This window comes from Streptomyces huiliensis, from assembly GCF_020037025.1.
GTDB lineage: Bacteria > Actinomycetota > Actinomycetes > Streptomycetales > Streptomycetaceae > Streptomyces > Streptomyces huiliensis.
On record NZ_JAIQLH010000138.1, the window covers coordinates 14,293 to 30,849 of the forward strand.

Annotated in this window: 11 protein-coding genes and 1 tRNA gene; 6 read left to right on the forward strand and 6 right to left on the reverse strand. The window is 74.6% G+C overall.

Annotation, left to right across the window (positions count from 1 at the left end):
• Nucleotides 1-204 precede the first annotated feature (204 nt).
• Together JNW98_RS22615 and JNW98_RS22620 are read left to right on the forward strand one after the other, a co-directional pair.
• Entirely contained in the window at nucleotides 205-972 is a 768-nt protein-coding gene (locus tag JNW98_RS22615) for a phosphatase PAP2 family protein (RefSeq protein ID WP_223770103.1), read from the forward strand.
• 243 nt (nucleotides 973-1,215) lie between these two features.
• Entirely contained in the window at nucleotides 1,216-3,876 is a 2,661-nt protein-coding gene (locus tag JNW98_RS22620; RefSeq protein ID WP_223770104.1) for a serine/threonine-protein kinase, read from the forward strand.
• Here the strand turns inward: JNW98_RS22620 and JNW98_RS22625 are convergent.
• The 3 genes from JNW98_RS22625 to JNW98_RS22635 form a co-directional block, all read right to left on the reverse strand.
• The gene (locus JNW98_RS22625) at nucleotides 3,866-4,330 is read right to left on the reverse strand and encodes a nuclear transport factor 2 family protein (RefSeq protein WP_223770105.1); all 465 of its coding nucleotides are present in this window, start codon (nucleotides 4,328-4,330) and stop codon (nucleotides 3,866-3,868) included. The two genes, JNW98_RS22620 and JNW98_RS22625, sit on opposite strands and share 11 nt — an antisense overlap.
• Nucleotides 4,331-4,713: 383 nt before the next feature.
• Nucleotides 4,714-5,658: a nuclease gene (locus JNW98_RS22630; protein WP_223770106.1), complete on the reverse strand. Its 945-nt coding sequence runs from the start codon at nucleotides 5,656-5,658 to the stop codon at nucleotides 4,714-4,716.
• Between the two features lie 167 nt (nucleotides 5,659-5,825).
• A tRNA-Trp gene (locus tag JNW98_RS22635) sits at nucleotides 5,826-5,900 on the reverse strand.
• A gap of 409 nt (nucleotides 5,901-6,309) precedes the next feature.
• On the opposite strand from JNW98_RS22635, the gene JNW98_RS22640 reads away from it, so the two are divergent.
• The 3 genes from JNW98_RS22640 (at nucleotide 6,310) to JNW98_RS22650 (ending at nucleotide 10,374) form a co-directional block, all read left to right on the forward strand.
• Nucleotides 6,310-8,733, forward strand: coding sequence for an ATP-binding protein (locus tag JNW98_RS22640; RefSeq protein ID WP_223770107.1), 2,424 nt, complete (start codon nucleotides 6,310-6,312; stop codon nucleotides 8,731-8,733).
• Between the two features lie 347 nt (nucleotides 8,734-9,080).
• The gene (locus tag JNW98_RS22645) at nucleotides 9,081-9,866 is read left to right on the forward strand and encodes an ArsR/SmtB family transcription factor (RefSeq protein WP_223770108.1); all 786 of its coding nucleotides are present in this window, start codon (nucleotides 9,081-9,083) and stop codon (nucleotides 9,864-9,866) included.
• Between the two features lie 244 nt (nucleotides 9,867-10,110).
• Nucleotides 10,111-10,374: a hypothetical protein gene (locus JNW98_RS22650; protein ID WP_223770109.1), complete on the forward strand. Its 264-nt coding sequence runs from the start codon at nucleotides 10,111-10,113 to the stop codon at nucleotides 10,372-10,374.
• Here the strand turns inward: JNW98_RS22650 and JNW98_RS22655 are convergent.
• Nucleotides 10,347-11,645 (reverse strand): MFS transporter, encoded by a 1,299-nt coding sequence (locus JNW98_RS22655; protein ID WP_223770110.1) that lies wholly within the window; start codon nucleotides 11,643-11,645, stop codon nucleotides 10,347-10,349. The two genes, JNW98_RS22650 and JNW98_RS22655, sit on opposite strands and share 28 nt — an antisense overlap.
• Nucleotides 11,646-11,730: 85 nt before the next feature.
• On the opposite strand from JNW98_RS22655, the gene JNW98_RS22660 reads away from it, so the two are divergent.
• Nucleotides 11,731-12,315, forward strand: a complete 585-nt coding sequence (locus JNW98_RS22660) for a CGNR zinc finger domain-containing protein (protein ID WP_223770111.1) — start codon at nucleotides 11,731-11,733, stop codon at nucleotides 12,313-12,315.
• Nucleotides 12,316-12,388: 73 nt separating this feature from the next.
• Here the strand turns inward: JNW98_RS22660 and JNW98_RS22665 are convergent, their stop codons facing one another.
• Together JNW98_RS22665 and paaK are read right to left on the reverse strand one after the other, a co-directional pair.
• The gene (locus JNW98_RS22665; RefSeq protein WP_223770112.1) at nucleotides 12,389-14,845 is read right to left on the reverse strand and encodes a penicillin acylase family protein; all 2,457 of its coding nucleotides are present in this window, start codon (nucleotides 14,843-14,845) and stop codon (nucleotides 12,389-12,391) included.
• 193 nt (nucleotides 14,846-15,038) lie between these two features.
• A complete protein-coding gene (gene paaK / locus JNW98_RS22670) occupies nucleotides 15,039-16,331 on the reverse strand; it encodes a phenylacetate--CoA ligase PaaK (protein WP_223770113.1) in 1,293 nt (430 codons plus the stop codon).
• Between the last annotated feature and the right edge of the window lie 226 nt (nucleotides 16,332-16,557).

Genomic DNA, 16,557 nt, shown 5'->3' on the forward strand with positions numbered 1-16,557 from the left:
CCGGCGGCGGACGGTGACGCGCCGGTCACCCACCGCGTCCGGCGGGCCTGGGCGAGACCGCCGCGCTTGGGGGGACACCCGCTCGCACGTGTAGTTTTTGTAGTACGGCCGCACCGGTTCCCCGGAGCATGCGGCACGTACTCGTCATCAAGCGCGTGCTGCCGCCCCCGGCGCCGCCATGCCGATACGAAGGACGCCCCACCCATGCCCTACGTGCGCCACTGGTTGCGCAATTCCGTCCTGTTGTTCGCGGCAGCGATCGTGCTCGGCATGACCGCCGCGCACACGTCGCTGATCCAGCCGCACGACCTGGACCTGGACCGCACCATCCAGACGAACACCCGCACCGGCTGGCTGAACGACGTGATGGAGGGTGTCAGCTACCTCGCCTCACCCGTCGCGGGCGTGATCATCCTCGCGCTGTGGAGCGGCTGGCTGCTGGTCGCCCGGCGGCGGCCGATCCAGGCCGTCGCCACGTTCCTCGTGGTCGCGGTCGGCTGGAACAGCACGCAGATCGCCAAGGCCCTGGTCGCCCGGGACCGGCCGCCGCGGCAGTTCTCCCTCGACCCGGAGATCGGTTCCAACAGCTTCCCCAGCGGCCACACGGCCTTCACCGTCGCGGTGGCCGTCGCCGTGTACTTCCTCTTCCGCGAGTCCCGCCACCGCCGCAAGGTCGTAGTCTGCGGCGTCCTCGCGGTGCTGCTGGTCGCCTTCTCGCGGATGTACATCGGCGCCCACTACCCGACCGACACCCTCGGGTCGGTCCTGGTCGCCGGGTCGGCGATCTTCTTCATCACGGGCATCTGGCACGTCTGGCTGCTCCCGCGGGTGGACCGGCTGCCGCTGCTCGGCAAGTTCGGCCTGGAGCAGGAGCGCGCGGAGCTGGAGGCCCGGGAGCGCGGCCACGCCGACGTACCGGGCGTGGGCGGCCCGCGCCGCCCCGGCCGGCACCGCAGGCACGCCGCCCGCTGAGCGCCTGCCGCCGAGCGACCCTACGAAGGCCCGCCGCCTCTCCTGAGGCGGCGGGCCTTCGGCCTTCTTCCGGCAGGCCCGTACCGACGTCCGAGACCCCGGCCCGGCCCGTACCTGCCCGGCCGTGCCCGCGCGTGCCCCCGCGAGCCGTTCCCGCCGCCCTACAAGCCGCTCGGGGAGGCCGCCATACTTGGGGGAGGCCGGGGGCGGCGCGGAGGAATCGACGGGGGCGGCGGGGCGGGGATGGCGGAGACCAGGCTGATCCAGGGCCGGTACCAGCTGCTCGACCGGATCGGGCGGGGCGGCATGGGAGAGGTGTGGCGCGCCCGCGACGAGTCCCTGGGCCGGCACGTCGCAGTCAAGTGCCTCAAACCGCTCGGCCCGCGCCACGAACCGTCCTACCTTCGGGTGCTCCGCGAACGCTTCCGCCGCGAGGCCCGCGTCGCGGCGGCGCTCCAGCACCGCGGCATCACCGTCGTCCACGACTTCGGCGAGAGCGACGGGGTCCTGTACCTGGTCATGGAGCTCCTCGACGGGCGCAACCTCAGCCAGCTCCTGGAGGACAACAAGCAGCACCCGCTCCCCGTCCCCGAGGTCGTCGACATCGCCGAACAGGTCGGCGCCGCCCTCGCGTACACCCACCGCCAGGGCATCGTCCACCGCGACCTCAAACCGGCCAACATCATGCGGCTCACCGACGGCACGGTGAAGATATGCGACTTCGGCATAGCGCGCCTCGGCCACGACATCGGCTTCACGGCCCGGCTGACGGGGACCGGCATCGCCATGGGCACCCCGCACTACATGTCGCCCGAGCAGATCGGCGGGGGCGGCGTCGACCACCGCAGCGACCTGTACTCGCTGGGCTGCGTGCTCTACGAGATCGCCACCGGCACGCCGCCGTTCGACATGGACGACGCGTGGGCCGTGCTCGTCGGCCACCGCGACACGCCGCCCCGGCCCCCGCGCGAACTCCGCCCGGAGCTGCCGGCGGTGTTCGAGGACGTCGTCCTCGACCTGCTCGCGAAGGAGCCCGACGACCGTCCCGACGACGCGGGGGAGCTCGTCCGGCGGCTGGGCGGCTCGCGGCCGGGGACGCACGCGGGCGGGGGCGGTCCGTACGCGGGCGTCGCCGCGTACCCGGGCGGTGGCGCCTATCCGGGCAGCGGCGCGTACCCCGCAGGCCCGTCGTACGCGGGCCCGTCGTACGCGGGCCCGTCGTACGCGGGCCCGTCGTACGCGGGCCCGTCGTACGCGGGCCCGTCGTACGCGGGCCCGTCGTACGCGGGCCCGTCCTACGCCGGCCTGCACGCCGAAGGGCTGCCGCGCCCCGGCACCGACCCGCACCGCCTGCCCGACCCGCCGCCCCGGCTCCCGGCCTGGGCGCGGAACATGACCACCGGCTCCAAGGCCGCCGGCACGGGCGCGATGGCGCTCCCGCCCGACCCCGCCGCCGTCCTGACGGGCGCCTGGACGGCCGCGTGGAGCGACGGAGGGGACGCGGGGGGCACGGGGCCGGCCCGCCGCGGACCTGCTGCCGGATCTGCCGGACCCGGCGCTCCGCTACGACCTGGCACTCCGCTACGAGAGACGGGTGCCGACCCGCGCCTGTCGATCGGCTCGCAGGCGCTCCTCTCCACCGGCGCGGCCGCCACCGGGCCCGCCGCCACCGGCTCCGCGCGCTCCACCGGGACCGAACGCCCGTCCCCGACGGCCCCCGCTCCCACCTCCGTCCCCGCCCCCGTCCCCGTTTCCGCGGAGGTACTGGACGACCTCGCCGCCCGGCACACCGGCGGCCTCCGCCTCGGCCGCGCCGGACGCTGGGCGGAGGCCGACGAGACGCACCGCGCCGTGCTCGCCGAGCGCGAGCGGCTGCTCGGCCCCGACCACCCGGACACCCTCGCCAGCCGCTACGAGGTCGCCTTCTCGCTCAGCCGCCTCGGCCGGCCGGAGGAGGCGCTGCGCGAGTTCGCGCGCACCGCCTCCGCCCGCTCCCGCACCCTCGGTCCCGACCACCCCGACACACTCGCGGCCCGCCAGGAGACGGCGTACGTCCTCGGCCGGCTCGGCCGCCACTTCGAGGCGCGGGAGGTGTACGCGGACGTGCTCGCGGCCCGCGAACGCATCATGGGCCCCGACCACCCCGACACCCTCCGCTGCGGCCACAACCTCGCCTTCAGCCTCAGCAGACTGGGCCTGCTGGAGGAGGCGTACCGGATGGCGCACGACGTGGCCGCCGCGCGGGCCCGGGTGCTGGGCGCGGACCATCCCGACACCCTCGTCACCCGCTACGAGGTCGCCTACACGCTCGGCCAGCTGGACCGGTGGAGCGACGCCCTCCGCACGTACCGCGAGGTGGCGGCGGCCCGCACCCGCGTCCTCGGCCCGGACCACCCGGACACCCTGGCCGCCCGCTACGAGGCCGGCATCTGCCTGGGCCGCCTCGGGCGCAGCACCGAGGCGCTGGAGCTGTACCGCGCCCTGATCGAGGACCGCGCCCGTGTCCAGGGCGCCGCCCACCCGGACACCCTCCGCGCCCGGCACGGCATGGGCGTCAACCTCGGCCGCCTCGGCCGCTGGGAGGAGGCCCTCGCCGAGGCCCGCGACGTCTGCGCCATCCGCGCCCGCGTCCTCGGCGCCGACCATCCCGACACCCTCGTCAGCCGCCGCGAGGTCGCCGTCGGCCTCGGCTGGCTCGGCCGCTGGACGGACGCCCTCGCCGTCTACCGCGACGTCGCCCAGGCGCGCCAGCGCGTCCTCGGCGCGGACCACCCGGACGCGCTCGCCAGCCGCAACGACGAGGCGCGCTGCCTGCAGCAGCTCGGGCGCACGGCGGAGGCGGCGGAGCTGTACCGCCAGGTCGCGGCCCTGCAGCAGACCCGGGCGGCCCGCCTCAGGCGGTGAACGCCCGGGCGACGGCCAGGCTGTCCTCGTACACGTGGTGCCGCGTCACCAGCCCGTTCTCGACGGTGAGGTGCAGCGCGAACCGCGCCCGGTACCGCCGTCCCGTCGGCCGCGCCATCAGTCGCAGCTCACCGGTGACGACCGCGTCCACCCCGTCGACGAGCACCCGCTCGATCCGGGTGTCCGCCTCCTCCGGCACGTGGTGCGCCCCGATCTCCCGGTAGTGCGCCGCCGCGTCCGCCCGGCTCGACCGCTCCCGAATCCACGGCGTCTCCACCCGCCCCAACTCCTCCACCGGCCAGTCCAACGCCCAGTCCGCCCCCTCCGCGTACAACTCCGCGATCCGCTCCGCATCCCCGTCCGCCATCCGCTGCAACAACTCGCCGACGAGGGCGCGGGTGGCGGCGGTGGCGGCCTCGTGGTCGGTGTGGGGTGCGGGGGTGACGGTGCTCATGGCGCTCTCCTGGGTACGTGATGCGGGCCGCGCGGGGGCGGTTGGGCATCAGTGTGGGGTGGGGGAGTGGGGGAGAGCGATTACTTGGGAGGTAAGGGGGCTGGTGGGCGCGTGAGCTGGTGAAGGAAGATGGGGGTGGGCGGGGGTGAACGCCCAGCTCAGGAAGTATGGTCCCCGCGCGAGCGGGGGTGGTCCCATCTCTTCGCCCACCACCGTCAACCGCACGTCATGGTCCCCGCGCGAGTGGGGGTGGTCCACGCTTCGCCTGGTCGACTGCCTGGGTGAGATCATGGTCCCCGCGCGTGCGGGGGTGATCCGCCCGCACCTGCGGGCCCCTACGAACCCGCACCATCCCCCGTACCGCCGCCGCAGCGGGGGAACACTCACCGCCCGCCGCCCCGCCCCCCGCCGCCCAACTCCCGGGACGGCACAAGATTCAGCCGCCCGATCGCCTCGTTGACGTCCTTCGGCCAGAACCACAGCCGGTACACCGGCGGCACGCGGAAGTAGTCTTCCGGACCGAAGAGTTCGCGGGTGCGCAGGTCGGCGCAGTAGCGCTCGCGCCACGAGAACGACTCGCCGGGGCGGAGCGGTTTGCCTTCGACGATCTTCTGGGTGACCTCGTGCAGCCGTTCCAGGGACCGGTACTCGTACGCCAGCAGGGTCGCCGGCTCCTTCCAGATGCCCTTTTTCCCCTTCACGGCCTTGTCGGCGGCCTCCAGGGTCATGGGAAGGTCGAGTTCCCCGGGAATGGAGGGGTAGATGATGAACGTCGCGGCCCAGCCGGCGGCGATCAGGTCGAGGTTGAAGGTAGAACGCTGCGCCCGCGTGAGAACGGCACGTTCCTCCTTCGAGTAGTCGGGAGCGATGTAGGCCAGCAGGCGGTGGTGGTCGTCGAAGGGCGAGTCCGCCGTGCGGACGAAGATCTTCCGCGGCTTTTCGCGCGGAGGGGTCCCCTCCGGAACGCCCTCGATCAGCCTCTTGTTGATGTTGTCCGTGTTGAACTTCGCCGCGTCGGTGCCCTGTTCGAACTGCAACGTGCCGGCATGGCCGGTACGGATCTTCGGCAGCAGGAACTCGGCGAGATCGCGCGAGATGGGCGCCTTGCCGTCCTCGATCCACCCGGCGAGCTGCTTGAACTTCTCGTCCACGTGAGCGGCGCCCTCGGCGGACTTCGCCGTCACCTCGGGGGTGTCGACGGACAGCATGCGAACGGGCATGCGGATGTTCGGCGTATCGCCGTCGTGTACGTCGACCAGAGCGTTGGAGCCCATGGCGGGCATGGACTCCCCGGCCGGTGACCACAGAACCTGTACAGGGTCGATCACGGCTGTCGTCCTTCCTGAACGCCGGTTCGCCGGCTCCCGCGCACAGCGTCACACCGCCCACCGGGCGCCGCAACAGAAGACGCCCCGGCGGGTGACAGGTGCGAACCCGAACGGGGGGAGGGAAGGAAGGCTCCGGGACGGAACCGGAGGGAGAGAAGAGGACGAGGCGAGACCGACCGGATTCGAACCGGCGTCCTCGCGGTTTTGGAGACCGCGCGCGACGACCTCTGCGCTACGGCCCCGCCCGCACCGCATCCTAGCCGCACCGGACGGCGCGCGGAGCGCCGGGTAGCGCGTCGGTGCCGGGACGGATCCGCGAACACGCCATCGAGCGGCCATGGTCGGCCCCGGTGAACTCCCCGTTCCGGTGGGGCCGTTCCCGGTGGGGCGTGGGAGGAGGAGAGGGGGGCGGGGCTGCCGCGGTTCTTGGGTTGGTTCTGGGGGGTGCACCGAGGCAGCCCCGCGCCCTTGATCCTGAACAACACCGACCGTAGCGCCCCCGGTATGCCGCGGGCCCCCGTGCGCTGTTGCCTGGTGTTGCCAAGCGGGAGGCAACGGGCCAGGTAACCCGCCCCGATTCCGGAACCCACCCGCTGACCAGCGGCGAAGCCCCGAGCGGTACGGTAAGCGCGGGGTGCGCGGGGTGAGGCCATGGCTCACGAATGGCTGGGGGGACGCAGGGTGTTGATCGGCGAGCATCTGCGGACCCTGCGCGTCCGGCGCGGCTGGTCGCTGACCCGGCTGTCCCGGCAGGTCCACTACAGCAAGAGCTACCTGAGCCGGGTCGAGAACGGCCTCCGCCCCCTCACCCTGGAACTGGCCGAGCGCTGCGACCAGGCCCTGGGCGCCCGCGACACGCTGGCCCGGCTCGTGCGCGACCGGCTCCGGTCCGAGGGGCCCCCAACCTCCCCGGTCCCCGGCGCCCGCCCGGACACGGCCTCACCGCCGCCGGCGGAACCCCGCCGCGCCGCCGGCGACCCGCTCCCCGCCCAACTGCCCGCCGTCGGCCGCATGTGGGGGCGCGCGGCGGAGACCAGGCTGGCCGGGGCGTTCCTCGACGGGCACACCGGCCCCGCCGTGATCGCGGTGGACGGGATGGGCGGCGTCGGGAAGACGACGTTCGCCGTCGCGCTCGCCGGAAGCCTGGCGGCGACCCGGCCGGACGGGGCCCTCTTCGCCGACCTGGGCGCCCACGGCCCGTCCGGGAACCGCGCGGCGCCGGAGGAGGTGGCGACCGGGCTGCTCCACGCGCTCGGCCGGCCCCCGCGGCACGTCCCGGTGGAACCCGCCGAGCGGCTCGCCCTGGTGCGCAGCATGCTGGCGGAGCGCCGGGTGGTCGTGGTGCTCGACGACGCCGCCGGCGCCGCGCAGGTGGCGCCGCTGCTGCCGGCCGCCGGCGACAGCCTGATCGTCGTCACCAGCCGGCGCCGGCTGACCGCCCTGAGCGTCCGGCACGGCGCCCTGCGGATCCCCCTGGAACCGCTGCCGGCCGACGAGGCGGTCGGGTTCCTGCGCAGTGCGCTCGGGCGGCGCGCGGCGGCCCCGGGTTCCGGCCCGCCCTCCACCGCCCCGGACGCCGCTCCGGACACCGCCCCGGACGGCGACGCGGACGCCGCGCTGTCCGCCGTCGCACGCCACTGCGGCGGCCTCCCCCTCGCCCTGCGCATCGCGGCCGAACACCTCGTGGAGTGGGGAGACCGGTTCACCGCCGCCCTGGCCGGCGAACAAGGCGGGTCCGGCGCGCGGTTGGACCTCCTGGCGATGCCGGGGGAGAGCAGCACCGCGGTGCGTGCCGTGTTCGCCTGGTCCTACCGGGCGCTCCCGCCCGACCAGGCGCGGGCGTTCCGGCTGCTCGCGCTGCACCCCGGCGCCGAGCTGGGCGTGGCGGCCGCGGCGGCCGTCGTGGACGAGCCGGCCGCCGCGGCCGGCCGGCTGCTCGGCGAACTGCGCGCCGCCAGCCTCCTCATGGAGGTACGGCCCGGCCGCTACCGCATGCACGACCTGCTGCGCGACTACGCGCGCGAGCGCGCCCGCGCCGACGAGCCCCCGGGCGAGCTAGCGGCCTGCACCGAACGCGTCCTCGCCTGGTACGCGCACGCGGCCGAGTCGGTGGCCGACGTGGTGCTGGGCCGCGCGCGGCACCGCGTGAAGACGGCGGACGCACCCGCGGGCTGCGAGCCGCCGCGGTTCGCCTCCGTCACCGAGGCGATGGTGTGGTGCGAGGCGGAGCGGGCGAACCTGAAGGCGTGCGTCGCCGCCGCCCGCGCGGCCGGCAGCCCGGTGGCGTGGCAACTGCCGTACGCCCTCTGGCCCTACCTCTACCTCCGTCACCACCACGGCGACCTGCTGAGCGTCGGCACCGCGGCCCGTGCCGCCGCGGGAGGCGGCGATCCGCTCGCGGCGGCGTGCGCCGAGAGCGTGCTCGCCGGTGCTCGCGCCGGGCTGCAGGACCATGAACGCGCCGACGCGCATTTCCCGCGGGCCATCGAAGGGTTCGCGGTGGCGGGCGACGCGGTCGGGGAGAGCACGGCCCGTACCGCGTACGCCCTCTCCTGTCTGCGCCGACGGCGGGGCGCGGCGGCCGTCGAGCAGGTGGCCCGCGCGGTGGAGCTCGCGGCGCGCGCGGACGACGCGTGGGCGACGGCCGTGGCCCTCACCGGCCTCGGGGAGGTCCGGCTCGCTCTCGGGCGGGCCGTGGAGGCGCTCGCTCCGCTGCACCACGCGGAGCGGCTGCACCGTGCGCACGGCTCGTTGTGGCTTCAGGCGTCGACCTGGACGCTGATCGCCACCGCGCACCGGGAGACAGGAGAGCACCGGCAGGCCGAGCGGTGCTACCGGAGGGCTATCGAGCTGCACGAACGGACGGGCATGCGAGCCGGGACCGCCCACGCCCTGCACCAGCTGGGCGTCGGGCTCCTGGCGCAGGGGCGGGTCGGGGAGGCTCGGCTCGCCCTGGGCCGGGCTCTGGAGATCTACGCGTCGCTGAAGGATCCGCGGGAGCGGGCCGTCGCGGAATCCCTCGCGGGAGTGCCCACGGGTGGCGGGATGAATCCGACAGCGCTGGGGATGCCATAGCCCCCCCAGAGGGGACACCCCCGCTTCCCGCTTCCCAGCGGAGGAAGGCGTTCGCGGAAGCGTCGGGTTCACGTCTGAGCGAGCGGCCCAGCCGGCCGTTCGGGCTTCATTCGGTCAGGTTCTATCGATTCTCATGTTGATCTCTGGCAAGGCGACGCTGACCGCCATCGCGGGCGCGTGACCAGGCGACTCACCCGCCGCAAGGCCCGGCCCGTCGAACGCCGCGACACCGCCCACCGGCTACGTGATGCCGGAAACGGCCTGATCAATCTCCGGAACCATCGCCACCTGCCGGCTTGACATGCAACCTAATGGTTGCCAATCTGATGGTGAGGGGGCTGGATGACATGGACGAGGTGTTCAAGGCGCTCGCGGACGCGAGTCGCAGGCGGCTGCTGGACCGGCTGAACGAGCGGGCCGGGCAGAGTCTGCGCGAGCTGTGCGCGGGGCTGGAGATGTCCAGACAGGCGGTGTCCAAGCACTTGGCGGTGCTGGAGGGCGCCGGCCTGGTCACGGTGGTCCGGCACGGCCGGGAAAGGCTGCACTACCTCAACCCCGTGCCCATCCACGATGTCGCGGACCGCTGGATCGGCAGGTACGAGCGGGGCCGGCTGGCCGCGCTCGGCAATCTGAAGCACGCCCTGGAAGGAACGGCGATGAGCAAGCCCGAGTTCGTTTACACGATCTACATCCACACCACACCCGAGAAGCTCTGGGAGGGGCTGACCAGCCCGGAGTTCCTCAAGCAGTACCACGGCGGCTGGGCGCCGTCCTCCGACTGGCAGGCCGGCTCGAAGGTGCTGTGGCCGGTCGAGGACGGCGGCGAGCCGCAGGACCTCGGCCAGGTGGTCACCGAGTCGGAGCCCGGCAAGCGGCTCGCCTACACCTGGCACACGCTGCAGCCGATGCACCAGGAGATGTTCGGCATGAGCGACGCGGAGTTCGCCGAGGCGGCCAAGGAGCGCTCGAGGGTCGCCTTCGACATCGAGCCGGCCGAGGAGCCGGAGCTGGGCGTGAAGCTGACCATCACCCACGACGGTTTCACCTCGGCCGACTCCAAGATGCTGGAGGGCGTCAGCGGCGGCTGGACCATGATGCTGTCGGAGCTCAAGACGATCCTCGAGAAGGCCTGACCCGTCTTTCGGCAGGCCGCCGCCACCGGATCGGCGCCGCACGTTCGACCTCGGGCCGGCGGATGTCGGGGGCGGCAAGGATGTCCTGGGTGACCAGTGCGACGGGAGAACGGTAGTAGAAGGCGCGTGACACGCCCGCTTCGCGCTTCCCTCGCGAACAGGGCCTGGCCGCGGGCCGAGGCGAGCCGGGGCAGGTGGACGGATTGACCGGCGGGAGTTCGGGCGGCGGTGCCGGATCCAGTGCGTGGACGGGCTGATCGTCGCGCCCGCCCGGCGTCCGGTGCGCCGCGGCGCCCGCGACGCCCGCGACGCCCGCGACGCCCGCGACGCCCGCGACGCCCGCGACGCCCGCGACGCCCGCGACGCCCGCGACGCCCGCGACGCCCGCGACGCCCGCGACGCCCGCGACGCCCGGGGCGGTCGAAGCCCTGAACGCCGGACCGGCCGGGCGCGGCTCGCGCCCGGCCTTCAGCGCCGCGGTCATGCCCGGACGTGGCCGGTCCCTTGAGCGCCGGACGGGCTCGACGCCGCGTCCGCCCGGCGTTCGGCGGCGCCGTCGCCTCCGCCCGCGGGCGTGCCCTTTCCGCGGCCCCCGCCCCCTCCCCGAACGGCCACTCCCACCACCAGCAGCGCCAGCAGCTCGAAACCCGCCCCCGTCCACGGCAGCGAGTCCAGCCGGCCCGCGCCCACGAGGAGGCCGCCGAGGGCGCCGGCCAAGGTCTGGCCCAGGTAGAGCGCGCTGCTGTTGAGGGCCAGCAGCATGTCGCCGTGCCGGCCGCCGATGTGCAGCAGCCGGTGCTGGATGAGCGGGAAGGCGCACCAGTGGGCGAGCCCCCACGCGGTGAGCGCCACCGCCGTGCCCGCGGTGGAGTGCAGGGCCGGGGGCAGGGCGGCGAGGACGACGGCGAGCAGGGCTACGGCCGCCGCGAGGCCGGTGCGCGGGTCGACGCGGTCCGCGAGCCGGCCGCCGGCCATCACGCCGGCGAAGCCGCCGACACCGAAGAGGAGCAGCAGCCACGGCCGGGTGCCCGTTCCGACGTGCCCGGCGCGGTCCAGGAGGACGCCGAGGTAGGTGTAGACGACGAAGGTCCCGACCACCCAGAACGCCGTGACGAGCAGCGCCGAAGGCGCGTGGCGGACGCGGAACACGGCGAGCCGCCGCCGGATCCCGGTCCCGCCCGGGCCCGGCACCGACGGCAGGGCGGGCCAGAGCCCGGCCAGCGCCACCACGGCCAGCAGGGCGACGAAGCCGAACGCCCAGCGCCAGGACGAGAAGTCGCCGATCGCGCTGCCCAGCGGCACGCCCAGGGCGATGGCCGTGGTCATGCCCGCGTAGACGAGCGCCAGGGAGCGCCCCCGCCGTTCGGGCGGGGTGATCCCGGCGGCCACCGCCGACGCCGTCGAGGCGTAGAGCGCCGCCCCGGCGCCCGCGACGACCCGGCTGAGCAGCAGGACGGCGTAGGACGTCGCGAGGGCCGACAGGGCGTTTCCGGCCGCGAACACGAACAGCACCACGATCAGCAGCGTCCTGCGGTCCACGGCCGACGTCAGGCCCGCCAGGACCGGCGCGGCGACGGCGTAGGTGAGCGCGAACACCGTCACCGTCTGGCCGGCCGCCGCCGTGGACAGCTCCAGGTCCCCGGCCATCGAGGGCAGCAGCCCCGAGACGATGAACAGGTCCGTCCCGATGGCGAACATGCCCAGCGCCAGCAGCCAGATCCGGGCGCCACCACCCCCGCCACCGCCACCGTCCCCGGAATTCCCTTCCGCCACGGCCATCGCGCCCACCCCTCTCGTGCCCCACCCACCGGAGTAACCGGTTGTGTGGTTACTTCGTTCGTGGCCGGTAACCTAACATGGGGTTATGAGTGCGGAGCAAGAGCGTCGGGACCCCGAATGGGTCTGGTACGGCACCCGGATCAGCGTCGACTTCGTCAACACCCGCCGGGACCGCTGGGCGGGCGGCCGTGAACTCCTGCGCGAACCGGCGGACCTCACGGCCTGGTTCGAGGCGGCCGGGGTCGGACCCGCCTGCATCCCGGTCGACGCACCGCTGCTGGCGCAGGCCGTCGAGCTGCGGGAGGCCATCGACGCCGGGCTGCTCGCCGTCGTCGAAGGGGCGGTCTTCCCCGCCGCCGCCCAGCGGGTCCTCAACGAGTGGCTCGCCCGCGCCGCCGAGAACCCGCCCCGCCTCGAAGTGCGCGACGGCGTCCCGGTGCTGACGGCCGGCCTGCCGCCGGTGGACGGACGCGGCGCGCTCGGCCGGATCGCCGTGGACGCGGCGGAGATGTTCGGCGGCGCGGACCGCGACCGGCTGCACGTCTGCGCGGGCGAGCGGTGCAGCGCCCGATTCTTCGACAACTCGGTCGCGCGCAGACGCCGTTGGTGTTCCATGGCGGGCTGCGGCAACCGTGCCAAGGCCGCCCAGCACCGCCGGGCGCGGGCCTGAACGGCTCGCACGCACGGCGAAGGGGCGCGCCGCGACCACGCGACGCGCCCCTCGACGGGCTCGGGGTGTCAGATCACCGCTGACTCACCCGCACCACCCGCAGCCCCGGCGACGCGAGGATGTCCTTCTCGCAGAACCGGCCGCGGATCATGCGCCCCTTCGAGAACAGCTCGGTCTGGTCGCTGAAGTGGGCCGACGCCGCGTTGTCGGACTGGGAGTACGTCAGCAGCGTCCGGGCCGTCACCGGGCACGCACCGTCGCCATTGCCGCCATCGAAGCCACCGGAGCCGTCGAAGCCCACCGCCTGGACGTAGCTCGTCCCCATGGCCACCTCGGGGTAGCCGCCGTGCGCACCGTCCCAGCGGGACTCCACCTTGTTCCAGGCGCCCAGCACCTCGGTACCGCCCGGCACGGGGATCCGCCTCCCCTTCCGCACCACGAACTGGTGGTCGCCCAGCGGCGCGTCGAGCGCGATGCCCGCCGACCGCAGGTCGCGCACGGCGGCGGCCAGCGCCCGCGCGAAGCCCGGCTCCGCCGTGTTCAGGGTGTTCGGCGTGGTCACCGGCTTCGCGGGGTCGAACGGCACACGCCACAGCCGGTCCGCCGGCACCTCGCGGACCAGCGCGCGGGTGAAGCGGTCGAAGAGGAGCGCGCCCTTGCTGCCGTTGGTCAGCTTCCGGTCCCAGCGGGCCAGGACGCCGCACGCCCCGGACACGTCGACCGGCCGCCCGTCCGGGCCCGTCGCCGTCCCGCCGCGCAGCTTCGCGCAGGCCGCCGCCGCGTCCGCCGCCGCCAGGTCGCCGGTGGGCGCCCGCTCCGCGAACTGCTGCCGCTCCAGGTCCGCCACGGTCAGCCGGCCGCGCTTCGCCATGGCGGCCACGTCCTCCAGCCCGCCGCGCGTCCGGAACGACCGCTCGGTGCCGACGTCACCGAAGATCCGCGGGTAGCCGGTGAGCGGCCGGTCCGCGTTGGCCAGCCAGGCGCTGTCGTTGGAGTTCTCGGCGTACGGCGCGTCGACCAGGGTCGGCATCGCCGACGGGCCGAAGACCCCCGGCTGGAGCGCGTCCTTGTCCTTCCCGAGCGCACAGGCGCCGCGCGAACCGTCCAGCACCGCCAGCCCCGACGCCGGATACGTCTGCCGGCCGAGGGCCGTACCGCAGCTGCGCTGGAGCTCGTCGGTCACCCGCGGCAGCACCTGCGACTGCGTGTAGAGGCTGTGCCCCTCGGCGTCGGCCGCCACGGTGTTCACCCACGGCAGGCCCTGGGTGCGCCGCAGCGCGTCCCGGACGCCCTGGACGCCGCGTGCCCTGCTGAGGCCCAGCGAGCTGTCGGCGAAGCGGAGTTGGGCGGCGTTGGGGTCGGCGAGGGCGTAGGCCGAGCCCGGCGTCCACGGCAGCGGCAGCTCGTCCCCGACGCCCGTGACGACGGGCCCGTAGCGGGTCCACCACTGACTGCGGGTGACGTTCGCGAGCCGGCCGTCCTTGCCGCGCACCGCCACGGTGACCTTGCGCTCGGTCATCCGCTCCGGTCTGCCGTCGACCAGGTACGCGCGCGGGTCGCCGGGCACGGGCTTCAGCTCGTAGAGGCTCATCGGCACGCCGGTGGCGACCGTGTGGCTCCAGGCCACCGACGCGTTGTGCCCGATCTGGACGACCGGGGAGCCCAGCAACGAGGCGCCGGAGACGTTCAGTTCACCCGGGATGGTCTGCTGCGACTGCCAGAAGCGGCGGCCGCCGTGCCAGGGGTAGTGCGGGTTGCCCAGCAGCAGGCCGCGCCGGTTCGCCGTGGTGGCGCCCGAGAAGGCGACGGCGTTCGAGCCCATCCCCTGGTCGTGCCGGGCGGCGAAGTACGCGCGGGCGGCGGCGGCCGGGTCGGTGCCCTCGGCCTTCCGCGCGGAGGGCGCCGCGGCCGGCGGCCGAGCCCCCGTGATGCCGTCCGTCAGCGCGCCCTGCCCGCCGAGCACGATCAGCGCGTAGCCGCGCCGGGCGACGTCCGCGGCGGTGACCGGGCGCACCCAGCCCTTGCCCCGGCAGGCCGGATCCGTGACCTTGTTCTGCCGCAGCCAGGCGTTGTAGCCGGCCGCCCAGCCGCGCATCAGCTCCTTCGCCTGCCGCGAAGGCCCCTCCGGCGCCGGCCGGTCGAGGAGCTTCTCGACGGTCCGGGCGTCGCGGACGCCCCGGAAGTAGAGGTCGCTGGAGAGGTTGGTGGACGCGTCCGAGAGCGAGCGGTCGGGGGCCGCGTCCGGCCCGAAGTGCCGGGACCGCTCCCCGCGCAGGGTGACGAAGCCGTCGGCCAGCGTGCAGACCGCGTCGGCGGCCTGCGCCCAGCCGTTGCCGAACCCGAGGTCCGCGTAGTCGTCGGCCAGGATGTGGGGTATGCCGTACTCGGTGTAGCGGATCACCGCCGACAGTCCGTCGGCGGACGGCCGTTCGCCGCGGGCGGCGTCCGGCGCCGCCGCGGCCGGCAGGGCCCCGGCACCGGTCAGCAGGGCGAGCCCGCCGACGGCCAGGGCGCGAAGCGAGTGACGCAAGCGCAAGGTGACTCCCATCGTTGAGGGACGACTCAAGAGACTCCCACGATGGGGTGATGGTTGAGGCGAACGCCTGTGCCATCGGGGCGGGTTCGCGCCGCCTCGCACTCGGGACGGATTCGTGCGATCCGGGACCTCGCGTCCCTTCCCACGCGATCCGGATCCTCACGCCCCTTCCGCGCGATCCGGCCCCTCACGCCCCGCGTAGATCCACCAACCTCCTGATCTTGCCCACCGACCGCTCCAGCGTCTCCGGCGGCACGATCTCGACGGCCACCGACACCCCCACGTCGTCCTTCACCCGCCGGGCGATCGTCTCCGCGGCCGCCGCGCGCTGCTCCGGCGTCGCCCCCGGGCGGGCCTCCGCCCGCACGGTCAGCCGGTCCATCCGGCCCTCCTGGGTGAGCCGCAGCTGGAAGTGCGGAGCGACCCCGGGGACCCGCAGCAGGACCGCCTCGATCTGCCCGGGGAACAGGTTCACCCCGCGCAGGATGATCAGGTCGTCGCTGCGGCCGCTGATCCGCTCCATCCGGCGGAACACCCGGGCGGTGCCCGGCAGCAGCCGGGTGAGGTCGCGGGTGCGGTACCGGACGACGGGCATGGCCTCCTTCGTGAGCGAGGTCAGGACGAGCTCCCCGGGCTCGCCGTCGGGCAGCGGCTCGCCCGTGAGCGGATCGACGATCTCCGGGTAGAAGTGGTCCTCCCAGAGGTGCGGGCCGTCCTTGGTCTCCACGCACTCCTGCGCGACGCCCGGCCCCATCACCTCGGAGAGGCCGTAGATGTCGACGGCGTCGAGGCCACACCGCTCCTCGATCTCGCGGCGCATCTCCGCCGTCCACGGCTCGGCGCCGAACACGCCGACGCGCAGCGCGGTGGAGCGCGGGTCGACCCCCTGCCGCTCGAACTCGTCGAGCAGCGTGAGCATGTAGGAGGGCGTCACCATGATGGCGTCGGGCCGCAGGTCCCGGATGAGGCGGACCTGCCGCGCGGTCATGCCGCCGGACGCGGGGATCACCGTGCAGCCCAGCCGCTCCGCGCCATAGTGCGCGCCCAGGCCGCCGGTGAACAGCCCGTACCCGTACGCCACGTGGACCGTGTCCCCGGGCCGGACGCCGGCCGCCCGGAGGCTGCGGGCGACGAGGTCGGCCCAGGTACCGAGGTCCCGCTCGGTGTAGCCGACGACGGTCGGCTCGCCCGTGGTGCCGCTGGACGCGTGGACGCGCCGGATCCGCTCCCGGGGGACGGCGAACATGCCGTAGGGGTAGTGGCCGCGCAGGTCCGCCTTGGTGGTGAACGGGAAGCGGGGGAGGTCGGCCGGCGAACGGCAGTCCTCGGGCCGCACCCCGGCCTCGTCGAAGGCCCGGCGGTAGAAGGGGACGTTGTCGTAGGCGTTCCGCAACGTCGCCCGCAGCCGCTCCCGTTGCAGCGCCGCCAGCCCGTCGTGCGACAGGCGCTCTCCCGCGTCGAGCGCCGCGGCTGCCGTCATGCCACCCACCCCCGTCGTGCCGACCGATCATTCGGTAGATCCCTCGGGGCAAAAGAACCAGCCATCGCCCACGGGCGTCAAGAGGGAGGCCCACGATGACCCTCACCCGTACGGGCGGTTCGCGGCGGCGTACGCCGAGGAGGCCGGGGACCCCCGCGCGCCCACGGCTCCGCCGGCCGGGGCGGCGGTGGCCTGTCCGGGACGCCGACGGGTCGCTAGGGTGGCG

Excerpts from the sequence above, each read along its gene's own strand:
- JNW98_RS22640 (WP_223770107.1), top strand. The coding sequence starts at position 6,310 with ATGGCTCACGAATGGCTGGGGGGACGCAGGGTGTTGATCGGCGAGCAT.
- paaK (WP_223770113.1), bottom strand. The coding sequence starts at position 16,331 with ATGACGGCAGCCGCGGCGCTCGACGCGGGAGAGCGCCTGTCGCACGAC.
- JNW98_RS22625 (WP_223770105.1), bottom strand. The coding sequence starts at position 4,330 with ATGAGCACCGTCACCCCCGCACCCCACACCGACCACGAGGCCGCCACC.
- JNW98_RS22655 (WP_223770110.1), bottom strand. The coding sequence starts at position 11,645 with ATGGCCGTGGCGGAAGGGAATTCCGGGGACGGTGGCGGTGGCGGGGGT.
- JNW98_RS22615 (WP_223770103.1), top strand. The coding sequence starts at position 205 with ATGCCCTACGTGCGCCACTGGTTGCGCAATTCCGTCCTGTTGTTCGCG.
- JNW98_RS22660 (WP_223770111.1), top strand. The coding sequence starts at position 11,731 with ATGAGTGCGGAGCAAGAGCGTCGGGACCCCGAATGGGTCTGGTACGGC.
- JNW98_RS22620 (WP_223770104.1), top strand. The coding sequence starts at position 1,216 with ATGGCGGAGACCAGGCTGATCCAGGGCCGGTACCAGCTGCTCGACCGG.
- JNW98_RS22645 (WP_223770108.1), top strand. The coding sequence starts at position 9,081 with ATGGACGAGGTGTTCAAGGCGCTCGCGGACGCGAGTCGCAGGCGGCTG.